Consider the following 24,986-nt stretch of genomic DNA (forward strand, 5'->3'; position numbering starts at 1 on the left):
CTAGTTAGCTAGCAACCTTTTACGTTATGAGGCGGGAGTTATCCCGCCTTTTTTCTCTCTATCATAAGTATATTCTTCTTTATCCCCAAGTATTTTTTTGATTATAGACTTATTCAAATTATTGTTTTTTTTTAAGAATATAGAATAAGAAAATTTTGTTATATTCATTTAACTAAACCAAGTCATTAATTAAACATTTGAGCCAGATCACAAATCTGTAACAATTTCTGATAAGAGGCTTATTTCCTTTTCAATCCTATGTATAATGGAGAAAAAATGGAGCGAAAAATATCGTTCCAAATAATCATAATAAAGAGGTAATTATGCAGCAAAACAAGGCATTTGATGATTGGTTAGCTAGCACAGCATTAGGCGGTGCAAATCAATCTTATATAGAAGAGCTTTATGAAAGCTATTTGAGTGATCCGCAGTCGGTGGAGGAAAGTTGGCGAACCACTTTTGATTCTTTACCAAAAATGACCGCACTTGAACAGCCTCATACACCAGTGCGAGATTATTTTCGTCGCTTAGCACGAGAAAATCATAATGAAGCGGTGACAGTGATAGATCCGGCTGCTGGTGCAAAATTGGTGAAAGTTCTACAATTTATCAATGCCTATCGTTTTCGTGGCCATTTAGAGGCTAATCTCGATCCCCTAAATTATTATCGTTGGAAAGTCTCTTCCGTCCCTGAATTAGATTATCATCATCACGGTTTTACTGAACAAGATCTCAACGAAACCTTCAATATTAATCATTACGTTTATAAACGCGATACCATTAAGCTTGGTGAGTTAGCTCAAATGTTGAAAGAGACCTATTGTGGCTCAATTGGCTTAGAGTTTATGCATGTACAAGATATGGCACAGAAAACTTGGCTTCAGAGCAAAATGGAAAGTGTGTTAGATAAACCGCTTTTTACATCTGAGGAACGTGTTAATTTTCTTCGTGAACTTACCGCTGCAGACGGTTTAGAACGTTATCTGGGTGCAAAATTCCCGGGGGCGAAACGCTTTTCTTTAGAAGGAAGTGATGCATTTATTCCATTAATGAAAGAAATTATCCGTCATGCTAGTCGCCAAGGGGTAAATGATGTGGTAATGGGAATGGCACACCGTGGGCGTTTGAATATGCTCGTGAATGTATTAGGTAAAAAGCCTGAGGATTTATTTGATGAATTTGCGGGTAAACATTCGAGTGAACGTACGGGGGATGTGAAATATCATCAAGGTTTTTCTTCTGATTTCGCAGTGGATGATAAGCGAGTTCACTTAACTTTGGCATTTAATCCATCTCATTTGGAAATTGTAAGCCCAGTAGTGGTGGGCTCTGTGCGTTCAAGACAGACTCGTATTAATGATACAACGCGTAGTCAAGTTTTAGCGATTACAGTACATGGTGATTCCGCTGTAGCAGGGCAAGGCGTTGTTCAAGAAACATTGAATATGTCAAATGCTCGTGGTTACAGTGTGGGTGGTACCATTCGTATCGTGATTAATAACCAAATTGGCTTTACGACATCTAACCCGAATGACACGCGTTCCACAGAGTATTGCACCGATATTGCAAAAATGATTCAAGCGCCGATTATTCACGTTAATGGTGATGATCCTGAAGCGGTGGCTTTTGCTGCACGTATGGCAGTGGAATATCGTAATTTATTCAAACGAGATATTTTTATTGATTTGATTTCTTATCGCCGTCATGGTCATAATGAAGCCGATGAGCCATTAGCCACTCAGCCAATGATGTATAGCATCATCAAAAAGCATCCTACACCTCGTAAAGTTTATGCCGATCGCTTGATTTCAGAAGGCGTGATGACTGAAGAACAAGTCACCGAGATGGCAAATGATTATCGCGATGCGCTAGATAATGGTGATCGAGTCGTATCAGAATGGCGAGAAATGGATACGGCAAAAATGGATTGGTTGCAATATCTCAACTATGATTGGACTGCACCGTATGAAAGCAAATTTTCACAGGAACGTTTTTTAACCCTTGCTAAACGTGTATGTGAATATCCAGAAAGTTTACGTGCGCATCCTCGTGTAGAAAAAATCTATAATGATCGTAAAGCAATGTATCAAGGCGAGAAATTGCTCGACTGGGGGATGGCTGAAACCATGGCTTATGCAACTTTACTTGATGAAGGTGTTAATGTCCGTTTATCAGGTGAAGATGCGGGGCGCGGAACCTTTTTCCATCGTCATGCCGTTGTGCATAATCAAAATGATGGTACGGGGTATGTACCATTAACACATTTGCATGCTAATCAAGGTCGTTTTGAAGTATGGGATTCGGTACTATCTGAAGAATCTGTTCTTGCTTTTGAATATGGCTATGCAACAACGGATCCAAAAACTTTAACTATTTGGGAAGCGCAATTTGGCGATTTTGCTAATGGTGCACAAATTGTTATCGACCAATTTATTAGCTCTGGCGAACAAAAATGGGGCAGAATGTGTGGTTTAGTTATGTTATTGCCTCATGGCTATGAGGGACAAGGTCCAGAACATTCTTCTGCTCGTCTTGAACGTTATTTGCAACTTTGTGCTGAACAAAATATGCAAGTCTGCGTGCCATCAACGCCAGCACAGGTGTATCACATGCTTCGTCGTCAATCGTTGCGTAAGATGCGTCGTCCATTAATTGCTATTTCTCCAAAATCTTTGCTACGTCACCCATTAGCTGTATCCAGTTTAGATGAGTTGATTCATGGAGCCTTTCAAACTGTAATTGGAGAAATTGACGAACTTGATCCTAAAGATGTAAAACGTGTGGTAATGTGTTCAGGTAAAGTTTATTACGATTTGCTTGAACAACGTCGCGCCAATAATCAAAAAGATGTGGCGATTATTCGTATTGAGCAGCTTTATCCATTCCCACATGAGGATGTGAAGAAAGTGCTTGAGCCTTATGCACATGTCACGGATTATGTATGGTGTCAAGAAGAACCACTTAACCAAGGGGCTTGGTATTGCAGTAAACATAATTTTGAATCAGCAATTCCAGAATTCGTTAAACTTAAATATGCAGGGCGTCCAGCTTCAGCTTCGCCTGCTGTGGGTTATATGTCGCTTCACACTAAACAGCAAAAACAGTTAGTGGAAGATGCGTTAACCCTATAAAGTGCGGTTAAAAATTAAGATATTTTTATAAATTTACAGGTGTACTTGTTGCATCCTGGATAAAAAGTAAAAGAGTAATTTAGTGCAATAAGTTGCACTTTAAGTTAAGAGATAAGGAAAAATAAAATGACCATTGAAATTCTTGTTCCAGACCTACCTGAATCAGTTGCAGATGCAACCGTTGCTACTTGGCATAAAAAAGTAGGTGATACCGTTAAACGTGATGAAGTTATTGTAGAAATTGAAACGGATAAAGTCGTGCTAGAAGTACCCGCACTTTCTGATGGCGTACTGGCAGAAGTTGTTCAAGCTGAGGGCGAAACTGTGGTGAGTAAACAGTTGCTAGGCAAAATTTCTACGGCTCAAGAAGGGGATGTTAGTTCAGAGACGTTAAAAGCAACGAATGAACCTACACCATCTGATCGTCAACATGCAGCAATTGAAAATAGTCATAATCATAATGCGGATCAGGGACCTGCGATTCGTCGTTTATTAGCAGAACATGATTTACAAGCAGATCAAATCCAAGGTTCGGGCGTGGGTGGCCGTTTAACGCGTGAAGATATTGAACGTGAAATCGCAAAACGACAAGCACTACAAGCGAAACAAGAAGCTGCCACTGAGCAAAATACAATTAGTACGGTAGCTTATAGTGCACGTTCTGAAAAACGTGTGCCAATGACCCGTTTGCGTAAACGTATTGCTGAACGTTTACTGGAAGCCAAAAATAGTACAGCAATGCTTACTACTTTCAATGAAGTGGATATGCAACCGATAATGACTTTGCGTAAAACCTACGGCGAAAAATTTGAAAAACAACATGGTGTGCGTTTAGGATTTATGTCTTTCTATATCAAAGCGGTTGTGGAAGCATTAAAACGTTATCCTGAAGTTAATGCTTCCATTGATGGTGATGATGTTGTTTACCATAACTATTTTGATATCAGTATTGCGGTTTCTACCCCGCGTGGATTAGTCACACCAGTGCTTCGCGATTGCGATAAGCTCAGTATGGCAGAGATCGAAAAACAAATTAAAGCATTAGCTGAAAAAGGTCGTGATGGCAAATTGACTGTAGAAGATCTCACTGGCGGCAATTTTACCATTACAAATGGCGGCGTGTTTGGTTCTCTTATGTCCACCCCAATTATCAATCCACCACAAAGTGCGATTTTAGGAATGCATGCAATTAAAGAACGTCCGATTGCGCTTAATGGTCAAGTTGTGATTCGTCCGATGATGTATCTTGCTTTATCTTACGATCATCGTTTAATTGATGGCCGTGAATCTGTTGGTTTCTTAGTGACAATTAAAGAATTATTGGAAGATCCAACAAGATTATTATTGGAAATCTAAGAAAGAAAAGGCTTTCTGTGTTAGAAGGCCTTTTAAAATGAACAAAAAATTGACCGCACTTTAAATATTTAGGAAGAATATTCCAAAGTTCGGTTATTTTCTTATGTGTTTTTAATTAGAGATCGAAATCCCCAAAATCATTCGTATCAACTTTTGAGTCAATTTGACCTACAAGATAAGAACTCACTTCCACTTCTTGTGGCGCCACTTGTACGTTGTCAGAAACAAGCCATGCGTTAATCCATGGAATTGGATTAGAACGTGCACCAAATGGCAATGGAAGACCAACAGCTTGCATACGGATATTAGTGATATATTCCACATATTGCACCAAAATGTCTTTGTTCAAACCAATCATCGAACCGTCTTTAAACAAATAATCTGCCCAGTCTTTTTCTTGTTCTGCAGCCGCTAAGAATAAATCATAGGCTTCTTGTTTACATTCTTCCGCAATTTCAGCCATTTCTGGATCATCTTGACCTGCAGCCATGATGTTTAAAATGTGCTGTGTACCAGTTAAGTGTAGGGCTTCATCACGTGCGATAAATTTAATAATTTTCGCATTACCTTCCATTAATTGACGTTCTGCAAAGGCAAAGGAGCAAGCGAAGGATACGTAGAAACGAATAGCTTCAAGTGCATTCACACTCATTAAGCAAAGATAAAGTTGTTTTTTCAAATTACGTAATGTCACGACACATTCTTTACCGTCTACTGTGTAAGTACCTTCGCCGTACAGACTGTAAAGTTGGCTATCACGAATTAAATCATCGTAATAAGAAGAAATATCACGTGCACGTTTAATGATTTCTTCGTTAGTCACGATATCATCAAATACGATAGATGGATCGTTTACAATGTTACGAATAATGTGCGTGTAAGAACGAGAGTGGATGGTTTCAGAGAATGTCCAAGTCTCAATCCAAGTTTCTAATTCAGGAATAGACACTAAAGGCAATAATGCCACGTTTGGACTACGACCTTGAATAGAATCTAATAAGGTTTGATATTTTAAGTTACTGATGAAAATGTGCTTTTCATGCTCAGGTAACGCGGCATAGTCGATACGGTCTTGTGACACATCCACTTCTTCCGGACGCCAGAAGAAAGAAAGTTGTTTTTCAATGAGTTTTTCAAACGTCTCATATTTTTGTTGATCGTAACGCGCAACGTTAACGTTTTGACCAAAGAACATCGGTTCTTTTAACTGGTCGTTTTTGTTTTGTGAGAAAGTGGTGTATGCCATTTTTTGTCTCCATATCGTAGGGTGGGCTTTAGCCCACCATTTTAATAAGAAAGTTTTGGTGGGCTAAAGCCCACCCTACAAGAATAGAAAGCAATGTTTAATTTAAATCTTACACGCTCCACCAGCACAGCCATCATCAAGATCTTCTTGAGCATCTTCAGCGCCATCGCGAGTGTTTTGATAGTAAAGAGTTTTTAGACCATATTTATAAGCGGTTAAAAGATCTTTTAACAACACTTTCATTGGTACTTTACCGTCTTCAAAACGTTTTGGATCGTAGTTGGTGTTGGCGGAGATCGCTTGGTCTACGAATTTTTGCATAATACCGACTAAATGTAAGTAGCCGTCATTACTTGGAATATCCCAAAGTAATTCGTAGTTGTCGCTTAAGTTTTCGTATTCAGGTACAACTTGTTTTAGGATGCCATCTTTTGACGCTTTAATACTTACATGACCACGCGGTGGCTCAATACCATTAGTCGCATTGGAAATTTGTGATGATGTTTCTGATGGCATTAAGGCAGTTAAGGTTGAGTTACGTAAACCAAATTCTTGGATATCTTTACGTAAGCTTTCCCAATCATAATGTAACGGCTCTTGAGTTAAGGCATCTAAATCTTTCTTATAGGTATCAATAGGTAAAATGCCTTTTGCATAAGTGGTTTCATTGAAGTATTCGCAAGCACCTTGCTCTTTTGCTAAGTTCATAGAGGCTTTCAATAAATAGTATTGAATGGCTTCAAAAGTGCGGTGAGTTAAATCATTAGCTGAACCATCAGAATAACGAACACCATTTTTCGCAAGATAATAAGCATAGTTAATTACACCGATACCTAATGAACGACGAGCAAGTGAACTACGTTTTGCCGCCACCACAGGGTAATCTTGATAATCTAATAATGCATCAAGTGAACGCACTGCAAGATCGGCAAGTTCTTCTAATTCATCTAAGTTTTCAATCTTACCTAAGTTAAATGCGGAAAGGGTACAAAGTGCGATTTCTCCATTTTCATCATTAATGTGCTCAAGCGGCTTCGTTGGTAACGCGATTTCTAAACATAGGTTAGATTGGCGAACTGGTGCCACTTGTGGATCAAACGGAGAGTGAGTATTACAGTGGTCTACGTTTTGAATGTAGATACGACCTGTTGATGCACGTTCTTGCATTAATAAAGAGAAAATCTCAACGGCTTTGACAGTGCGTTTGCGGATAGTTGGATCTTGTTCGTATTTTACGTACAGTTCTTCAAATTTGTCTTGATCCGCAAAGAATGCTTCATAAAGTCCAGGTACATCTGATGGACTAAATAAAGTAATCTCGCCGCCTTTAATTAAGCGTTGATACATTAATTTGTTTAATTGGACGCCATAATCCATATGACGAACACGGTTGTCTTCTACACCACGGTTATTTTTTAATACAAGTAAGCTTTCTGCTTCTAAGTGCCAAATTGGGTAATAAAGTGTCGCAGCACCGCCACGAACGCCACCCTGTGAGCAAGATTTCACCGCAGTTTGGAAATATTTATAGAATGGAATGCAACCCGTATGGAATGCTTCACCGCCACGAATCTCACTACCTAATGCACGAATTGCACCTGCATTAATACCAATCCCCGCGCGTTGTGAAACATATTTCACAATAGCTGATGCCGTTGCATTGATTGAATCTAAGCTATCATCACATTCAATTAATACGCAAGAGCTGAACTGACGAGTAGGTGTGCGCACACCTGCCATAATTGGCGTTGGTAAGGATATTTTGAAGGTGGATGTTGCATCGTAGAAACGTTTTACATAATCCAAACGCGTTTCTTTTGGATATTTAGAGAATAAACTTGCGGCAACCAGTAAATAGAGGAATTGTGCAGATTCGTAGATTTCTCCCGTCACACGGTTTTGAACTAAATACTTACCTTCTAATTGTTTTACGGCAGCATAAGAGAACGTCATATCACGCCAATGATCGATGAATCCGTCCATTGTGTCCCATTCTTCACGGGTGTAATCATCCAATAAGGCATGATCGTATTTACCCATGCGTACTAATTTTTTGACGTGATCGTATAAACGAGGGGGATCAAAATGACCGTAGGCTTTTTTACGTAAATGGAAAATCGCTAAGCGAGCAGCTAAAAATTGATAATCAGGCGTATCTTTGCTGATTAAATCTGCGGCTGCTTTAATAATGGTTTCGTGAATGTCTGAAGTACGAATGCCTTCATAAAATTGAATGTGTGAGCGAAGCTCAACTTGGGAAACAGATACATTGTCTAGACCTTCTGCTGCCCATGTAATAACACGGTGGATTTTATCAAGATTGATTTGTTCCTGCGTGCCATCACGCTTGGTTACCATTAAGCTTTTATTCATTGTACGACCCTTGTTATTATGGCGATGTTAAACACAAGATATAGTGTTTGTAATAAAATCACGCACAAGGTAATGTGTTTTTTGCTTGAGATCAAGCAATAAATTTTTTGCTTGAATTATTGACAATAGGTAACTTATTTAAAAATAAATGTTTTTTTCAAAAGAGCAAAAAAATCAAATTTTTTACTTGTAAGAATGAGAAAAGTGCGGTTGAGATTCGTTGAATTTTTACCGCACTTTGAAGATTAGTTTAGATATTTGAAAACTTTAATTACTTTTTGCACGCCACTGATTTTACTTGCAATATCTGCAGCTGCATCAGCTTGGGCATGAGTCACCGTACCGAGTAGGAAAACTTCTCCATTTTCACTAATAACTTTTACATCTGTCGCTTTAACTCGACCATCGACTAACATTTTTGATTTGACCTGAGTGGTAATCCAACTGTCTTTGCTGATTTGTGCAAAAGAGATTTTTGGGCCAACAGTCAGCTCGTTATAAATGTCATTGACACCTTCAACGCCTTTTGCAAGATCTGCGGCTGTTTTTTTTACACCACTATTGGGAACTTGACCGATTAAAAGTACTCGACCATTGTAAGACACTGCATTTACACGACCTTCAGTTTTGATTTGAGCATCTTTTTCAACGGCATTTTCTACTTTGAATTCTAGTGTTTCGTCATCAACTTGTGTGCCAGCTGTTCGAGGATCGGTACCGACTTTAGCCGCTGCAGCGCCACCACCAAGAGCGGCAACGATACAGCCTTGTAAAAAGAATGTTGTGCTAAGCACGATAGTCAGTTTTTTTAACGGGGATAATGTCATAATTAACTCCTTTTGAGATTAAATTACTGCTAGTTTGAAATTGATTTATTTTGCTGTCAAGCACTTGGGAACAAGGTATGGTCAACTAATTCACAAAGGGCATTGATAACAAAAAGATGGTTTTCTAAGACTCGACTTTCTTTGGTTGCTGGAATCGATATTTCTAAATCATTATCGGCTAAAATTCCTTGAATTGCATCGTTATTAGAGCCAGTGAGTGCAATGACATTAACTTCTTTATTTACTGCATGAGAAATAGTGTTTAGTACGATTTTCTCTGTTCCTAAAGGCGCAAAAGCGATAAGTAAGTCGCCCGGTTTGGCAACGGCATTAAATTGGTGACAATACAATTCTTCAGGCGAGTGTTCAAAAACAAGAGAAGAACCCACCGCACTTTCTAAACTTAAGAGCACAGAGGGAAAACTCGGTCTTGCTAAATCATATCGATTAAGTAAGTTAGATACGAGAAACTGTGCATTGGCATAAGAACGGGAGACGCCACAAGCGATCACTTTATTGCCGCCTAGCAAACATTGCATCACCATTTGGGTGGCGTTAGCAATATTTTCCGAAAGCATGCTAGACGCAGCAATTTGAATTTGAATACTTTCGCTATAAATATCTTTTACTTTTTGTAATATCATAAAAAGCCATTAATCGAGAAAATTAGGAATCCATTGAATATCTTGGGGCGTTTTGCCAAAGGCGATTAAATCAAAACGACAATCGGCATCTTCTAAACTCATATTTTGTTTCATTAGCCATAAATTTGCAGCATCTAACCATTTTTGTTGTTTTTGCCAATCTACACTTTCTATTGCCGAGCCAAAGGCATTATTAGAACGTTGGCGAACTTCAACAAAAACGATGGTTTCTTTGTCACTCATAATAAGATCAAGTTCACCACATTTGAAATTTTGATTAGCCGCAATAAATTTTAAGCCTTTTGATTCTAAAAAAAGGCGAGCTTGATGCTCAAAGCTCGCCCCTTGTTGACGTTTTAAAGAAAACATTAGTTTGCGACTGGTACAATTGCACCATCTTGATATTGATACCAAGTCATATCACGTTCAACATTACAATTTGTACCTGAACTTAAAACACCAGTTAAACCACTTAAGCGATATCCTGGTACTTGGCGCAATTCATTAAATTGGTTGATGAGTAACCAAGCATCTGCACCCATTGCGTATAAACGCATTAATTGATATTCACCGCCAGTTGTTTTAGCGAGTTTTTGATATTGTGGTGAATTGGTTTCTTTAAAAAATGGAATATCACTAAATTGAACACCATTCATTTGAGCAACAAACTCAGGATTGCTGCTTGCTGCATTGGAGCTTGAACGTGAGCTCGCATAAATACGTAAATTTGGTGCGCTATTAGTTAAATAGCCTTTCATTTCAACTAACTCATCTGGATTGGCGACCACATAAAGTGCGGTTGAATTTGAACCATTTTCTTGAAGGAAATAAGTAACATCTGCTGGTAGATTATAGTAACGAATATTCGCATCTGTACCTGCTAATTGTTGCCAACGTACATTAAAGGCATTACCTACGCGTTGCCCTAAATCATTTTGCGGCATAGCAACCAGTGGACTACGAATTCCATCATTCCACATTTTATTGGCTGCTGACTCTGCTTCATCTTCTGGTGAAAGTCCATAATAGCAAAGTTGACCAATTGCACGAGAATTTGGTGTTGCATTTAATGCAAGTACATCCATACCTTGAATTTGTGCTGGATCCGCTAAAATCACATCAAGATTTTGTTTTAGTAATGGACCCACTAAGGTTTTAATCCCCGCTTGTTTTGCTTGCGCAATGATATCTTGTACAGAATTCATTGAGGTATCAAATACTTGCACAGGAATTGTTGAGTTACCTTTCGCGTCGTTGAAACCTGATTGAATGGTTGTACCAAGAATTTGTCCATCACCACTTAATGGCAATAGTAAGCCAATTTGTGACACATTCGTTTGTTGGAAATTAAGCAATGTAAGCAATTCTTTTGGGAACAATGTTGCGGCTGCATGATTTGGATAAGCGTTTTTCCAACTTTGTAATGCTTGGCTTAATTGAACGGGTTGACGAATATAATCATTGTAGGTTTTGATTAACGCTAACCAACCGCCTAAAGCCGCGTTGCCTTCATCTGAAGTATTATTGATTACGCCAGTATTTGCTGAACGTAACAATGCCCAAGTTTTATCAACATTATCTTGACGACGTTGTACATCCGTTAAATTTTCGTCAATTTTTACCCGCGCTTTTACGGCCTCAATGATATCTTTACGGTTTTCTGCAACAATAGCTAAGGTTTCGTAATAACGAGATTTTTGTGACGGGCTTAATTTATTTAAATCCAATGTACGTAATTGATTTTGCGCGACTTCATTGGCATTTTTTGCAGCAGAAATTCTCGCTTCAATTAATGCACGATCTAATTTTTGCGCCTCATTTAATTCACCTAACTCACTTAATAAAGCTTCTGATTGTTCAACTTTATTTTCACTGATTAACACGCGAGCTGCGAGCAATTTATAGGTTTGTTGATCTTCAAGTTCTTGTGCTTGTCCTAATTTATTCATATAAAATTCAGAACTTGCATTCGCATCTTGTTGTAAAGTTTGCGTAAAACTGCTGCCAAGTAGATTTGAACAGCCAGCTAAGGCCATTGACAATAAAATTGGCATTAAACGTTTTTTAAAACGTCCGCCTTGTAATAGAATAGACATTCTTGCTCCATCATAAACAGACAATAGTTGTGGCAGATCTTACTTATCTCATAACTTAAAAGCAAACAAAAATGACTGATTTAACCGGAATTTTATACATTGTTGCTACACCGATTGGCAATTTACAGGATATTACCCAGCGTGCTTTAGATACTTTTGCTCAAGTGGATTTAATTGCAGCAGAAGATACCCGCCATAGTGGCCTTTTATTAAGTCATTACGGCATTAAGAAGCCATTTTTTGCTTTGCATGATCACAATGAACAAGAAAAAGCCCATATTTTGGTGGAAAAACTCAAGCAAGGTAGCAATATTGCTTTAATTTCTGATGCGGGGACGCCATTAATTAGTGATCCCGGTTTTCATTTAGTACGACAATGTCGTGAGGCTGGCATTCGCGTTGTTCCTTTACCCGGGGCATGTGCGGCAATTACCGCACTTTGCGCATCGGGGATTGCTTCTGATAGATTTTGTTTTGAAGGTTTTTTACCTGCGAAAAGTAAAGCCCGCAAAGATAAATTAGAAAATATCGCAGAAGAAGACCGCACTTTGATTTTTTATGAATCTACTCACCGTATTTTAGATACGCTAGAAGATATGCAATCGGTGTTAGGGGAAGAACGATATATTGTGTTAGCCCGTGAAATTACTAAAACTTGGGAAACGATTACGGGTAATACGATTAAAAATTTACGCGAATGGCTTTTAGAAGATCCTAATCGTACAAAAGGCGAGATGGTTTTGATTGTTGAAGGCAAACCAAAGTCTGACAATAACGATGAAATTTCTCCACAAGCGGTGAAGGCGCTTGAATTAATTACAGAAGAATTACCGCTAAAAAAAGCATCTGCTATTGTTGCTGAGTTGTATGGTTATAAGAAGAATGCTTTGTACCAATTTGGATTAGCGCATTTGGAAAAATAACCTCAAAATCAGCCGCACTTTATTAATCCGATTTTAATCTGTGCTGTTGCACTAAATGGATATGAGCTATTACAAAATATTTACTTTTAGACTGGAAAAAATATGTTAAACCAAGTTTCAAATACATTACTGACACCAAGTAATCTTTCAACTAAAGCATTGCTCAATATTTTCGACATGATGTCGCATCGCAATATTGATTACGCTGATTTGTATTTTCAACTTAGCCAAGATGAAAGTTGGGTATTGGAAGATGGCATTATAAAAGAAGGCGGTTTTCATATTGATCGTGGTGTTGGCGTGCGGGCAGTTTCTGGTGAGAAAACAGGCTTTGCTTATGCCGATCAAATTAATCTTGCCTCTTTGCAGCAGTGTGCGGAGGCGGTAAAGGGGATCGCGCAAGCCAAACAGGGGAATTTGATTTCGCCATCTGCTTTTAATGTTGTAAATCCTATAGCTCGTTATGCAGCGATTAATCCTTTGGAAAGTTTGACTAAAGAGAAAAAAATTGAGCTATTACATTTGGTTGATCGTACAGCACGTGCAGAAGACCATCGCGTAACCCGCGTATCAGCAAGCCTTAGTTCCGTTTATGAAGAAGTATTAGTCATGGCGACGGATGGTACGCTAGCTGCAGATATTCGTCCTTTAGTTCGCTTATCTATTTCTGTGTTAGTAGAAGAAAATGGAAAACGTGAACGAGGCAGCTGTGGTTCTGGTGGGCGTTTCGGTTTAGATTGGTTCTTTGAAGTGATTGATGGCGATATTAGAGCAGTACGATTTGCTAAAGAAGCGGTTCGTCAAGCCTTAGTAAACCTTAGTGCAGTTGCAGCACCAGCAGGATTAATGCCTGTTGTGTTAGGTGCTGGTTGGCCTGGTGTGCTGTTACATGAGGCTGTTGGGCATGGTTTAGAAGGTGATTTTAACCGTAAAGAAAGTTCACTTTTTACAGGCAAGATTGGCGAGCAAGTAACTTCACCGTTATGTACGATCGTGGATGATGGTACGATTGAAAATCGTCGAGGTTCATTAACTATTGATGATGAGGGTGTGCCAAGCCAGTGCAATGTACTCATCAAAGATGGGATCTTGCAAGGTTATATGCAAGATAAAATGAATGCCCGTTTGATGGGCGTAGCACCTACGGGGAATGGACGTCGCGAGTCTTATGCCCATTTACCAATGCCTAGAATGACCAACACCTATATGCTTGCTGGGCAAAGTCAGTTTGATGATTTAATTGCTTCTGTAGAACAGGGGATTTATGCACCGCACTTTGGTGGTGGTCAAGTGGATATTACGTCTGGTAAATTTGTATTTTCCACTTCAGAAGCTTATTTAATTGAAAAAGGAAAAATCACGAAACCTGTGAAGGGCGCAACCTTAATTGGTAGTGGTATTGAGGTGATGCAAAAGATTTCTATGGTTGCAGATAAATCAGAACTTGATTTAGGTATCGGGGTTTGTGGCAAAGAGGGGCAAAGTGTGCCAGTCGGCGTTGGACAGCCTGCACTAAAAATTGATGAAATTACTGTTGGTGGTACAAATTAAACCAAAATTGTGCAAAAGATCACAAAAATCCCATTAAAATTGGATTTTTACTGGCAATCTTATTCAAATTTTGATAGTCTCGGGCAGAATTTTATTTTATATCTTTTAATTATTTTAAATTATGTTAAAAAGAATTTTAGTTATTATTGGTTTAGCGACACTCGCAACTGCTTGTTCTAATGGCCCACGAACGGCAAATCATCAGGCTATTTATGAAAGTGATGATGCTCAATTAACGGGTTTGATTAGTAGTTTAGAAAAAGGTAATCGTTCAGGGATTTTCCATAAAGTGAGAACAAACCGTTCATCAGCTTTAATGGGTGATAAGGCTTTAGCTGGTGTGTATAATGAATGGGTGGGAACCGCTTATCGTATGGGCGGTACAACCAAGCGTGGTATTGATTGTTCTGCATTTATGCAAACGACTTTTTCTGAAGCATTTGGCATTGAGTTGCCTCGTTCTACGGCTGAACAACGTTATTTGGGTAAACAAATTAGTAAATCAGAGTTGAAAAAAGGCGATTTAGTTTTCTTCCGTAAAAATAACCATGTCGGTGTTTATATTGGTAACAACCAATTTATGCACGCAAGTACAGGGCAAGGTGTGACGATAAGTTCCCTTGATGAAGAATACTGGGCTAGAACTTACACTCAATCGCGCCGTATCATGTAATGAAAAAGAAAACCGAACATTAAGTTCGGTTTTTTTGATCGGTTTATTGATAAAAATCCCCTCTTTAGTCGAGGGGATTTTTATTATTCTTTAAATTCTTCCATCATTTCTTGCGCTTTTTTCACCATATCCTCTGAACCAACAAATAATGGAACACGTTCATGAAGTGCGGTTGGTTCGATATCTAAAATTCGACGATAACCATCCGTTGCGACACCGCCCGCTTGCTCCGCTAAAAACGCAATTGGATTGCCTTCATATAATAAACGGAGTTTTCCATTTGGATAGTTGGTTGCACTTGGGTAAATATAAATGCCACCTTTTAATAAGTTGCGGTGGAAGTCTGCTACAAGTGAACCAATATAGCGAGAGGCGTAAGGACGATGAGTCGCTTTATCTTCTTCTTGGCAATATTTAATATATTTTTTCACACCTTGTGGGAATTTGAGGTATTGCCCTTCATTGATGGAATAAATACGACCCGTTTTTGGCATTTGCATATTTTCGTGTGATAGACAGAATGTCCCGATTGATGGATCATAAGTAAAACCATTAACCCCATTACCGGTGGTATATACCAACATAGTTGATGAACCATAAACAATATAACCCGCGGCAACTTGTTTATTCCCTGGTTGTAAGAAATCTTCTAAGGTGACAGGTGTGCCAATTGGAGATACGCGACGGTAAATGGAGAAAATTGTACCGACGGATACGTTTACATCAATATTTGAAGAACCATCAAGGGGATCGGTTAAAATAATGTATTTTGCATTGCGTCCACGTTCTGTATCAAACGCGATAAAACTTTCTTCTTCTTCAGATGCAAAACCAGCCACTTCTTCACGTGCCATTAATGCCGCTTTCATCGTGTTATGGGCGAATAAATCAAGTTTCATCTGACTTTCGCCTTGTACGTTTTCAACACCTGATTGGCCGAGAATATTTGTTAAGCCTGCTTTATTTATATCTCGGTGAATAATTTTCGCTAAAAGACGAATTGACGACAAAATACCACTCAATTCCCCTTTTGCGTTTGGATACTCTGCTTGGCGTTCAACGATAAATTCACTCAATGTTTTCATAATTTTCCTTTTAGTTTTTCATAATACGTTGATTAATTATAGGGAATTTGGAGTGTAAACTCTAATGATAGATTATCAGAATGAGATCTTTATCACAAAAATTTCACATTTATTGCTGTAATTTTTAGAAGCTATCATTTATTTGTTAATTAATTTTGGAGCAATTTTGTGAATTTGCGCTCCAAATAAACTTGAGCTACCATAACCGCACTTTATTAAGCCAAAAGGTAAAAAATGAAAATCGCATTAGGCATTGAGTATAACGGGCAAAATTATTATGGTTGGCAGAGACAAGAAAAAGTCCGCAGTGTACAAGAAGAATTAGAAAAGGCGCTTTCTTGTATTGCGAATGAAAAAATTGAAATATTTTGTGCTGGCAGAACGGATTCTGGTGTGAGTGGAACGGGGCAGGTTGTTCATTTTGAAACGAATTCGGTTCGCCCAGAGAAGGCTTGGGCTTTTGGTACTAATGCTCATTTACCTGATGACATTGCAGTGAGTTGGGCAAAACAAGTCGATGATGAATTTCATGCCAGATTTTCCGCAACAGCACGCCGTTACCGCTATATTCTTTATTGTAATAAATTACGCTCTGCGATTTTAGCGGGAGGAATGACTCATTGCCATTTAGATTTAGATGTCGAAAAAATGCATCAAGCAGGGCAATGTTTATTAGGGGAACATGATTTTTCCTCTTTCCGCGCTGCACAATGTCAGTCTCATACGCCTTGGCGTAATGTGCATCATTTGAATGTGTCTCGTATCGGAAAATATATTATTGTTGATATTCAGGCGAATGCTTTTGTGCATCATATGGTACGCAATATTGTGGGTAGTTTGATTGAGGTCGGTGCGGGAAATCAGCCGATTGAATGGATGCAATGGCTACTTGAGCAGAAAAATCGTCAGCTTGCTGCACCCACAGCAAAACCCGATGGATTGTATTTGGTGGATGTGATTTATCCACAAAAGTTTGATATTCCTAAACGCCCAATTGGTCCTTTATTTTTAGAGGATGGTTTATTAAATCGCACTTTGAAATAAAGCGTAATTTCATATTTTAAATCACCAAATCTGAAAATATTCTTCATAAAAAAAGACCGCACTTTAAAAGTGCGGTCAATGTTAAGTGAATTTTATATTAATTTTGATATTCCATAGTTAACTAAAAATCCACCAACTACTAGCCATAAATAAATCAGTATCCCTAAAATCAGAGGTTTTAGTCCTGCTTTCTTGATTGCGCTTGCTTGCGTAGTTAAGCCAAGCGCAGCCATCGCTGAAATTAATAAGAAAGAATCGATGTCAACTAATAATTTCACGAGTTCTTTTGGTAATAAATCAAAAGAATTAAAAATCGCAACGCCAATAAAAAGTACAGCAAACCAAGGAATTGTAATTTTGTGTGACGTATTTTCTGATACCCCATTACTACGCGTTAATAACCAAGAAAGCATTAATAAAAATGGTGCGAGCATCATTACACGGATCATTTTGGTAATGACGGCTGTATTCGCCACGATAGGATCAATATTTCCCCCTATCGCATAAACTTGAGCCACTTCATGCACACTAGAACCAACATAAATACCGAATTGATGAGCGTTAATTAAATCTTGTGACCAAGTGTAGAAAAATGGATAAGTAAAAATAGAAAGCGTCCCGAAAATGACCACTACGGCAATCGCCACTGAAACCTTATGAGATTCTGCTTTGGTAACAGGCTCTGCCGCCATGACAGCTGCCGCACCACAAATACTACATCCTGCCCCAGTGAGATAAACCAATTGTTTATCCATTTTTAGATAACGAATGCCCAAAAGTGCGGTAAGAAAAAAGGTTGAAATCAGCATGATTGCATCAGTGACGACAGCATTTAAGCCTACATCGGCGATATCGCCAAAAGTTAGGCGAAAACCATACAGCACAATACCGGTGCGAAGAAGAGGACCTTTTGCAAATAATACGCCTTTTTCCACTTGTGCAGAAAATTGAGGGTAAATAGTATTGCCGATTGCCATTCCCAGCAAGATGGCAATAATTAAGGCACTGATATGATACTGATGAGAAAAGTCGGTACTCCCTAAGTAGTTAGCAAGTACAGCGATAATCGCAATAAATATAAGTCCGAAATAAAAGGGACGAGTGTTCATTTTTTCTTTCCTTAGTTAGTATGAGTTTCCTTTACCCAGGCACTTTCATCCAAAATTTTTCCAAAATAACTTTCCACTAAACGGCTAGTTACATCTGTTTGTGGATCGGTAAATAGCGTTTTGGGTGTACCGCTCTTTATCATTTTCCCTTTATCCATCACGATGACTGTGTCTGCAATATGTTTAATCACGCCGAGATCTTGGCCTACATAAATGTAAGAGATACCTAAACGTTGCTGAAGATCAAGGGTTAAATTTAGTAATTGAATGCGCACCGAGGCATCTAGATTGCCAAGCGCATCATCTATAATAATTATTTCAGGTTCTAAAATTAGGGCACGAGCCAGAGCGACACGTTGTTTTTGGCTGATCGAAAGATTTTTAATTTTTAGATTTGTGTAATCAGGGTAAAGCCCTACAAGTAACAGTGTTTCAAAGATTTTCTGATTGCGACGTTCTTCATCCCAATCTGTTGCTAAACGTAAAGGCGCATCTAATGCCTCACCGATGTTTAAGCGAGGATTAAACGCCGAATTCGCATCTTGGAACACCATTCGAATATGTTGCGCGCGGTATTGAAAATCCTCAAATTGCAATTCATGGTCGTTAAATAAAATTCTGCCAGAGGTGGGCTGTGTAATGCCCGCGATCATTTTTACTAATGTTGATTTCCCAGAACCATTTTTGCCGATAATTGCTAAAGTTTGTTGGCGTTCAAGAGCAAAACTTACGTTTTCTACCGCATTAAAGTCACTCGTACCAAATAAACGCTTGCGGCCTTTGAAGGTTTTAGTCAAATCTTCTACTTGTAATAACGGCATTATTCATTTCCTTTGCTTGCGAGTGTTAATGGTGCACTCGTTGCTTTTTCTTTGAATGTTTTCTCGCGTAAATTAATTGGATAATGGCAAGAAAATTCATGTTGTTTTATTTTGAATCGAGCTGGTTTTTCAATACATTTTTTCTGTGCAAAAGGACAACGAGGACCAAGACGACAACCAATAGGCATTTGTTCTAAAATTGGTACGGTACCTTCTAAGGTGCTTAGCTTGGTTTTAAATCCTAAGGGCTGGGTAAAATCAGGCACGGCATTAATTAACGCTTGTGTGTAAGGATGATGAGGGCTTTCAAGCAACATTTGTGTTGGACCTGATTCGGTATTTTGCCCACAATAGAGTACAGAAATCTGATCGCACCATTCACTAATACTTCTGATGTCATTGCTAGCCAATAAAACGGTTGTGCCTTGGTTTTGGTTCATACTAGAAAGTAATCGAAATACCTGTAATGCTGTTGTCGCTTCTAATGCATTAGTCGGTTCATCGGCAATAAGCAAGCGAGGCTGATTTGCCACTGCGATAGCAATCATGACTTTTTGTCCTTCGCCTTCCGTTAATTCATTAGGATAGCTTGCCATAATGTCTTTGTGTTCTTTTATCCCTACACGATGCAATAATTCAACAGCACGGCGTTTTTTCCAACCAAACCATTGCCACCATTTTCCTTTAAATGTCCAATTCGGGATATTTTGGATTAATTGTTTACCAATTTTCCGACTTGGATCAAGACAAGAAAGAGGATCTTGGAAAATCATGGATATTTCTTTACCCACTAACTTTCGGCGTTTATTGGGACTGAGTTTTAGTAACTCTACATCATGAAAGCGAAAGCGATCTGCGGTAATAATCCAGTTTTCTTTGATGGCATTACAAATTACTTTAGCGATTAAACTTTTACCAGAACCCGATTCGCCAACAAGCCCACAAATTTCCCCTTCATTGACCGATAAGTTCACGCCGTCCACAATTTTAACAAGGCCGTTTGAGGTTTGTATTTCGATATTTAGGTTACGGATGTCTAGTAGTGCCATAAATTATTCGTAATATTGGTTGATAGCTTTAGTTAAGCCATTGCTAAAAATAATGCTTAATAAAATAGTAAAAATAATTGCAAAGCCGGGAAGTAATACTGTCCAAGGTGCAAGATAGAGGAGTTCTAAAGAATCTCGAATCATTGCGCCCCATTCTGGGGTTGGTCGTTGTGCGCCAAGGGAAATAAAACTCAAGGCGCTAATATCCAATATAGCGACAACAAATGCGCGCGCAATTTCTTGAACATAGATTACGGTGATATTAGGCAAAATCGTACTTTTTAATAATTCCCAGTTAGAAATGCCCTCAAGTTTTAACATCAGCACGTAATCTTTTTTCAATTCTTGTTGAATCGCTCGATAAATTGCATGGATGAAATACGGCAATATCGCTAAAAGTGTTGCGAACATTGCATTCAATAAACTCGGTTCCATCAGAGTGGAAATCACGATGGCAATGAGCAAAATAGGGAGCGATAAAAAGGCATCGAAAATATGGCCGACAAAACGCGCTTTTAAGCCCTTCAACATACCAGCAACAATGCCAAGAGTTCCACCAATTAAGGCAACTGCAAGTACGACTAGCAACGATGATCCAATAGTGTAACTTGTGCCCATAATTAGTCGGCTTAGTACATCACGGCCTAAATCATCAGTACCAAAGAAAAAGGCGATTTGCCCTTTTTCTACCCAAGATGGCGGCATTAATTCTTGTCCGACAAACTGCATATTATGAGCATAAGGCGCGATCCAACCGCTGAAAAGTGCGGTTAGAATTAACAACGTTAATAAATAAAAGCTGAACAACGCAATGGTATTTTTGCGAAATAGTAGCCAAATTTGGAATATTGAGGTATTTTCTCGAAATTCTTCAGGTTCTTTATCTTGCATACCAACCTTTCTTTTTGAATGGATCGAGCACGAAAGTAAGCGCTTTAATGAATGTGTCGATCAAAATAATGCAAACGCCAATGACAACCACCCCCGCAGAAATACTATTGTAATCTTGTTGCGTTACGGCATCGATCAGCCAGCGACCAATTCCAGGCCAACCTAAAGCCGTTTCTACCAACATACATTGAGTTAATACTAGGGTAAACACGCGCGGTACTTGTGGAATAAGCAAAGGAAATGTATTACGGAATACATATTGATGGAGAATTTTCCATTTTGACCACCCCCGTGTTGTGGCAACTTTGGCAAAATTTTGGTTCAAAACATATTCTGCTCGTTGTTGAATAATTCGGATAATTTCCATTGTTGGCAAAATGCAAAGCACCAGTGTTGGTAAGGCTAAATGTTGCAAAACATTTTGTACAATTTTGGTACGATAAGGCACATCTATAAACCAAACATCAATGACTGGGAAACCGGTAATCGGTTTTATTTCATAGAGTAAATTGTATTGCCCAATAGAGGCGATTTCCCAATGATTTACCGCTGCGACATAAAGTAAAATCGGCGCGAGCCAAAATATCGGAATTGATAAACCAAGATAAGATAAGCTTTTTAAACTTTTTGCAAAAATATGCTGAGAATTAACCGCACTTATAATGCCAAGCGGCACGCCGAAAATGAAAGCCAATAAAAGTGCGGTAAAACAAAGCTCTAACGTGGGTGGAAGTACCGTTAAAATTAAATCTATCAGAGATTTTCCACCGTTATAAGTAATCCCAAAATCGCCATGTAATAAGGTGCTTAAATAATTAAAATAACTGGTGTAAATATTGTGCGTGACGAGATCAGCATTAAGCGGATCTCGCAATAAAATCACGAAACTTAGCAAAGATAACACAAGCAAGAGCAAAGTTACCCAAAGGGTATGGCGAATAACAGACCACAACATTAGGGTTTCTCCTTGTGTAAGCGTAAGTCAGAAAAGTTAAGACTACCAAAAGGTGTCATTTCCACCCCTTTTACTCGGCTGTTTGCCACCAAAATACGTTTTACATTTGCGATAGGGATAATTGGCAATTCATGTAGAATCAGCTCTTGAGCATCATTATAAGCACGTGCCCGTTCAGATAAATTAGATGTGGCAATCGCGCGATCCATTAAATGATTAAATTCTTCGTTACACCAGTTAGATAAATTTGTGATTTCATTTTGCGTATTACAGCTCAAAATAGGGCGCATAAACCCGTCAGGATCAAGATTTCCTGCTAACCATCCCGCTAAAATTAAATCGTAATTTTCTGATTTATTGCGAAGTTGCTCACTCAAAAATGTGCGTGTCACTGTCCGCACTTTCACTTTCACACCGACTTGATCTAAATCGGATTTAATCATTTCCGCCATTTTAAAAGGGGCAGGGTTATACATTTGTTCTTCATTAATCACCCATAAATTGAGCGAAAGATGTTTATTTTCTAATTTTTTCTTCGCGACTTTTGGACTGTAATCAAAGTCAAATTCTGGCGTGTTTACGCTAGAAGCCCAAGATACTTCAGGAATAATATTATTCGCCACTGTTGCAGTATTGTGATAGATGTTGTGAATAATACGTGCGCGGTTCAAACTTTGTGAGATAGCTTCTCGAATGGTGCGATCCTGCATCAATGGTTTTTCAAAATTGAAGGCAAGATATGCCAAATTCATTCCGTCAGTGGATTGCATATAGTAGTGCTTATCATCGCTCTTTAATAAGCCAATTTGGCTCACTTCAGGATAAGAGGCTATTTGACATTCATTATTGAAAAATTTGACGAGTCGCCCGTTTCTATCGGTAGATAAATCCACGATAATATTTTCAATTTTTGCTTCTTTTTTCCAATAATTTTCGTTACGTACTAGGCGAACATATTGGTTATACACATAATCCTTTACTTGATAAGGCCCTGTGCCCACGGGGTGAGTATCTAATTGAGTGAGATTATCATCAGCACTTAATTGATAGGCATATTCTTGTGAAAAAATAATGGCATATTGGCTGGCAAGATGCGACAAGATCGATGAATCAGGCTCAAACAATTCAATTTTCACTTGATAAGGTGAAAGTGCGGTTACTGATTTAATTTTTTCATTAAGCTTAATGCTATCAAAATAAGGAAAGCGAACTTTTCTTGCTTGCTCGTGAAACACTTTATATTGTGGATTTTTATAGGTAATTGCGGTTTCTGCTAAGGTTGGCAAGTAAGTATCATGACCCAACACACGATTAATTGAAAATACCACATCTTCCGCATTAAAATCACGAGTGGGGGTAAACCAAGGCGTATGATGAAATTTCACCCCACGGCGTAAATTAATCAAAATTTCTTTGTTATCTGGTGATATTGAATAGGATTGTGCGAGTACGGGGGTAACGTTCGCACTATGGTTTTTTATTTCAAAAAGTTTGTTATAAATTTGCTCTGTGACGACATTCATACTTGTACCTGCATCCGCAGTTTGAGGATTAAAAGAAAATCCAGAGGCATTAGTACAATAAGTTAGTCCGTTTTCTGTTAGGTGTTCTGGTACGCGTGGAGCCGCTTGAAGTTGGGTGTTCAAGCCAATACCAAATAGAAAACAGAAAAACGTAAAATTTTTGCGTAACATAACAAATGCATTGTGATAAATTATGTGCCAAATTGTAAGGCATATTAGTAAAAATGGCTAGGATATTGAATGTTTAATAGGGTTCAAAACGAAATCAATCAAATCATTAATCGTGGTTTTGACCGCACTTTGCGCTTGGCGGTGACGGGGTTAAGTCGGAGTGGAAAAACGGCGTTTATTACAAGTTTAATCAATCAACTTCTCTCCATTAATCAAAATTCATCACAGCATTTGCCATTATTTGAAGCGGCTAGAAATGGTGCGATCTTGGCGGTGAAACGAGTATCTCAACAAGATCTCAGCGTGCCACGTTTTGATTATGAAAGTAATTTAAATGATTTGTCACAAAATCCGCCGCAATGGTTTCAATCTACTCGGGGGGTGAGTGAAACTCGTTTAGCAATTCGTTTTCAACGTCAATCTGGCTTGCTACGCCATTTGAAAGAACGAGGTACGCTTTATCTGGATATTTTTGATTATCCGGGGGAATGGTTGCTCGATTTGCCGTTATTAAATCTAGATTTTCAACAATGGTCACAAGAGCAAATCAAGGTCACCACTGGCGTTCGTGAAGAGTTGGCACAGAATTGGCTTTCCATGTTACAGGATTTGGATTTAAGTGCGGTCGCAAATGAAGATGTTTTAGCTAAGATAGCGAAAAGTTATACGGATTATTTACACAAATGTAAGTCTCAAGGCATGCAATTTATTCAGCCAGGACGATTTGTATTGCCGAGTGATTTAGAGGGGGCGCCTGCGTTACAATTTTTTCCATTAATTCATCTTTCAGAAGAACAGTGGAAAACCTTGAAAAAAACAGCCAAATCGAATAGCTATTTTGTCGTACTGACAAAACGTTATGATTATTATCGAAATAAAATTGTGAAAGGTTTTTACGAAAATTATTTTTCTACCTTTGATCGTCAAGTTATTTTGGCGGATTGTTTAACGCCTTTAAATCACAGTCAGCAAGCCTTTTTAGATATGCAAATGGGGTTAAACCAGTTATTTAATAATTTCCATTATGGCAGCAGAAATTTTCTTCATCGTTTGTTTTCTCCACGAATTGATCGATTAATGTTTGTTGCGACCAAGGCGGATCATATTACTCGGGATCAAATTCCTAATTTAGTGAGTTTAATGCGCCAAATTGTGCAAGAGGGGGGGCGACATGTGGAATTTGAAGGAATCGATACGGAATACACTGCCATTGCGGCTATTCGTACCACAAAACAAGTGATTGTGAATCAGCAAGGAAAAGAAATTAAAGCAATTCAAGGGATTCGTTCTATTGATAAACAACTTATTACGCTTTATCCAGGAACGGTGCCAAGTAAATTACCAAGAACAGAATTTTGGCAAAAACAACCGCATTTTGATTTCGATAGTTTTGAATCTCAGCCTTTAGAACAAGGGGAGAGTATTCCTCATTTGAGAATGGACGCAGTTTTACAATTTTTATTAAGTGATCGATTTGAATAAAAAAGTGCGGAAAATTTTCCGCACTTTTTTCATCTT

At 38.5% G+C, this 24,986-nt stretch carries 20 protein-coding genes; 7 read left to right on the top strand and 13 right to left on the bottom strand.

Annotated features, from left to right (window positions below; all coding sequences use genetic code 11):
- Positions 1–323 precede the first annotated feature (323 nt).
- A complete protein-coding gene (gene sucA / locus HMPREF9096_RS00425) occupies positions 324–3,131 on the top strand; it encodes a 2-oxoglutarate dehydrogenase E1 component (protein ID WP_009501007.1) in 2,808 nt (935 codons plus the stop codon).
- A gap of 126 nt (positions 3,132–3,257) precedes the next feature.
- Positions 3,258–4,487, top strand: a complete 1,230-nt coding sequence (gene odhB, locus HMPREF9096_RS00420) for a 2-oxoglutarate dehydrogenase complex dihydrolipoyllysine-residue succinyltransferase (RefSeq protein ID WP_009501008.1) — start codon at positions 3,258–3,260, stop codon at positions 4,485–4,487.
- Between the two features lie 115 nt (positions 4,488–4,602).
- On the opposite strand, the gene nrdB is transcribed toward odhB, so the two are convergent.
- The 6 genes from nrdB to HMPREF9096_RS00390 form a co-directional block, all read right to left on the bottom strand.
- Positions 4,603–5,733 carry a class Ia ribonucleoside-diphosphate reductase subunit beta gene (nrdB, locus tag HMPREF9096_RS00415; RefSeq protein WP_005628461.1) on the bottom strand — a complete coding sequence of 377 codons (1,131 nt, stop codon included), beginning with the start codon at positions 5,731–5,733 and terminating at the stop codon, positions 4,603–4,605.
- Positions 5,734–5,835: 102 nt separating this feature from the next.
- A complete protein-coding gene (gene nrdA / locus HMPREF9096_RS00410; RefSeq protein ID WP_009501009.1) occupies positions 5,836–8,106 on the bottom strand; it encodes a class 1a ribonucleoside-diphosphate reductase subunit alpha in 2,271 nt (756 codons plus the stop codon).
- Between the two features lie 245 nt (positions 8,107–8,351).
- Positions 8,352–8,933 carry a division/outer membrane stress-associated lipid-binding lipoprotein gene (dolP, locus tag HMPREF9096_RS00405; protein WP_009501010.1) on the bottom strand — a complete coding sequence of 194 codons (582 nt, stop codon included), beginning with the start codon at positions 8,931–8,933 and terminating at the stop codon, positions 8,352–8,354.
- A gap of 56 nt (positions 8,934–8,989) precedes the next feature.
- The gene (locus tag HMPREF9096_RS00400; protein WP_032803634.1) at positions 8,990–9,574 is read right to left on the bottom strand and encodes an SIS domain-containing protein; all 585 of its coding nucleotides are present in this window, start codon (positions 9,572–9,574) and stop codon (positions 8,990–8,992) included.
- Between the two features lie 12 nt (positions 9,575–9,586).
- A complete protein-coding gene (locus HMPREF9096_RS00395; RefSeq protein WP_005628469.1) occupies positions 9,587–9,946 on the bottom strand; it encodes a YraN family protein in 360 nt (119 codons plus the stop codon).
- The gene (locus HMPREF9096_RS00390; protein ID WP_009501012.1) at positions 9,946–11,673 is read right to left on the bottom strand and encodes a penicillin-binding protein activator; all 1,728 of its coding nucleotides are present in this window, start codon (positions 11,671–11,673) and stop codon (positions 9,946–9,948) included. The genes HMPREF9096_RS00395 and HMPREF9096_RS00390 overlap by 1 nt, the downstream gene beginning before the upstream one ends.
- 71 nt (positions 11,674–11,744) lie before the next feature.
- On the opposite strand from HMPREF9096_RS00390, the gene rsmI reads away from it, so the two are divergent.
- The 3 genes from rsmI to HMPREF9096_RS00375 all read left to right on the top strand — a co-directional run bounded on the left by rsmI (position 11,745) and on the right by HMPREF9096_RS00375 (position 14,820).
- On the top strand, positions 11,745–12,596 hold the full coding sequence (gene rsmI, locus HMPREF9096_RS00385; RefSeq protein ID WP_009501013.1) for a 16S rRNA (cytidine(1402)-2'-O)-methyltransferase: 852 nt from the start codon (positions 11,745–11,747) through the stop codon (positions 12,594–12,596).
- 102 nt (positions 12,597–12,698) lie between these two features.
- Positions 12,699–14,147: a metalloprotease TldD gene (tldD, locus tag HMPREF9096_RS00380; RefSeq protein WP_009501014.1), complete on the top strand. Its 1,449-nt coding sequence runs from the start codon at positions 12,699–12,701 to the stop codon at positions 14,145–14,147.
- A 121-nt stretch (positions 14,148–14,268) separates the two neighbouring features.
- Positions 14,269–14,820 carry an NlpC/P60 family protein gene (locus HMPREF9096_RS00375; protein ID WP_009501015.1) on the top strand — a complete coding sequence of 184 codons (552 nt, stop codon included), beginning with the start codon at positions 14,269–14,271 and terminating at the stop codon, positions 14,818–14,820.
- A gap of 83 nt (positions 14,821–14,903) precedes the next feature.
- On the opposite strand, the gene fbp is transcribed toward HMPREF9096_RS00375, so the two are convergent.
- The gene (gene fbp, locus HMPREF9096_RS00370; protein ID WP_009501016.1) at positions 14,904–15,905 is read right to left on the bottom strand and encodes a class 1 fructose-bisphosphatase; all 1,002 of its coding nucleotides are present in this window, start codon (positions 15,903–15,905) and stop codon (positions 14,904–14,906) included.
- A 234-nt stretch (positions 15,906–16,139) separates the two neighbouring features.
- On the opposite strand from fbp, the gene truA reads away from it, so the two are divergent.
- A complete protein-coding gene (truA, locus tag HMPREF9096_RS00365) occupies positions 16,140–16,949 on the top strand; it encodes a tRNA pseudouridine(38-40) synthase TruA (RefSeq protein WP_009501017.1) in 810 nt (269 codons plus the stop codon).
- A 92-nt stretch (positions 16,950–17,041) separates the two neighbouring features.
- Here the strand turns inward: truA and HMPREF9096_RS00360 are convergent, their stop codons facing one another.
- Genes HMPREF9096_RS00360 through HMPREF9096_RS00335 form a run of 6 tightly spaced genes read right to left on the bottom strand, consistent with a single transcriptional unit; the run spans position 17,042 to position 23,468 of the window.
- Positions 17,042–18,058 (bottom strand): YeiH family protein, encoded by a 1,017-nt coding sequence (locus tag HMPREF9096_RS00360; RefSeq protein WP_009501018.1) that lies wholly within the window; start codon positions 18,056–18,058, stop codon positions 17,042–17,044.
- Positions 18,059–18,069: 11 nt separating this feature from the next.
- Complete coding sequence (locus HMPREF9096_RS00355) at positions 18,070–18,879, bottom strand: ABC transporter ATP-binding protein (protein ID WP_009501019.1); 810 nt, start codon at positions 18,877–18,879, stop codon at positions 18,070–18,072.
- The gene (locus HMPREF9096_RS00350) at positions 18,879–19,928 is read right to left on the bottom strand and encodes an oligopeptide/dipeptide ABC transporter ATP-binding protein (RefSeq protein WP_009501020.1); all 1,050 of its coding nucleotides are present in this window, start codon (positions 19,926–19,928) and stop codon (positions 18,879–18,881) included. The genes HMPREF9096_RS00355 and HMPREF9096_RS00350 overlap by 1 nt, the downstream gene beginning before the upstream one ends.
- A gap of 3 nt (positions 19,929–19,931) precedes the next feature.
- Positions 19,932–20,819: an ABC transporter permease subunit gene (locus HMPREF9096_RS00345; RefSeq protein ID WP_005632516.1), complete on the bottom strand. Its 888-nt coding sequence runs from the start codon at positions 20,817–20,819 to the stop codon at positions 19,932–19,934.
- Complete coding sequence (locus HMPREF9096_RS00340) at positions 20,809–21,774, bottom strand: ABC transporter permease subunit (RefSeq protein WP_009501021.1); 966 nt, start codon at positions 21,772–21,774, stop codon at positions 20,809–20,811. Before HMPREF9096_RS00340 ends, HMPREF9096_RS00345 begins: the two co-directional genes overlap by 11 nt.
- Positions 21,774–23,468: an ABC transporter substrate-binding protein gene (locus HMPREF9096_RS00335; RefSeq protein ID WP_009501022.1), complete on the bottom strand. Its 1,695-nt coding sequence runs from the start codon at positions 23,466–23,468 to the stop codon at positions 21,774–21,776. The genes HMPREF9096_RS00340 and HMPREF9096_RS00335 overlap by 1 nt, the downstream gene beginning before the upstream one ends.
- A 69-nt stretch (positions 23,469–23,537) precedes the next feature.
- Between HMPREF9096_RS00335 and HMPREF9096_RS00330 the strand changes: the two genes are divergently transcribed.
- Positions 23,538–24,950 carry a YcjX family protein gene (locus HMPREF9096_RS00330; protein WP_009501023.1) on the top strand — a complete coding sequence of 471 codons (1,413 nt, stop codon included), beginning with the start codon at positions 23,538–23,540 and terminating at the stop codon, positions 24,948–24,950.
- Positions 24,951–24,986 lie beyond the last annotated feature (36 nt).

It is taken from the genome of Haemophilus sp. oral taxon 851 str. F0397, assembly GCF_000242295.1.
Classification (GTDB): Bacteria; Pseudomonadota; Gammaproteobacteria; order Enterobacterales; family Pasteurellaceae; genus Haemophilus.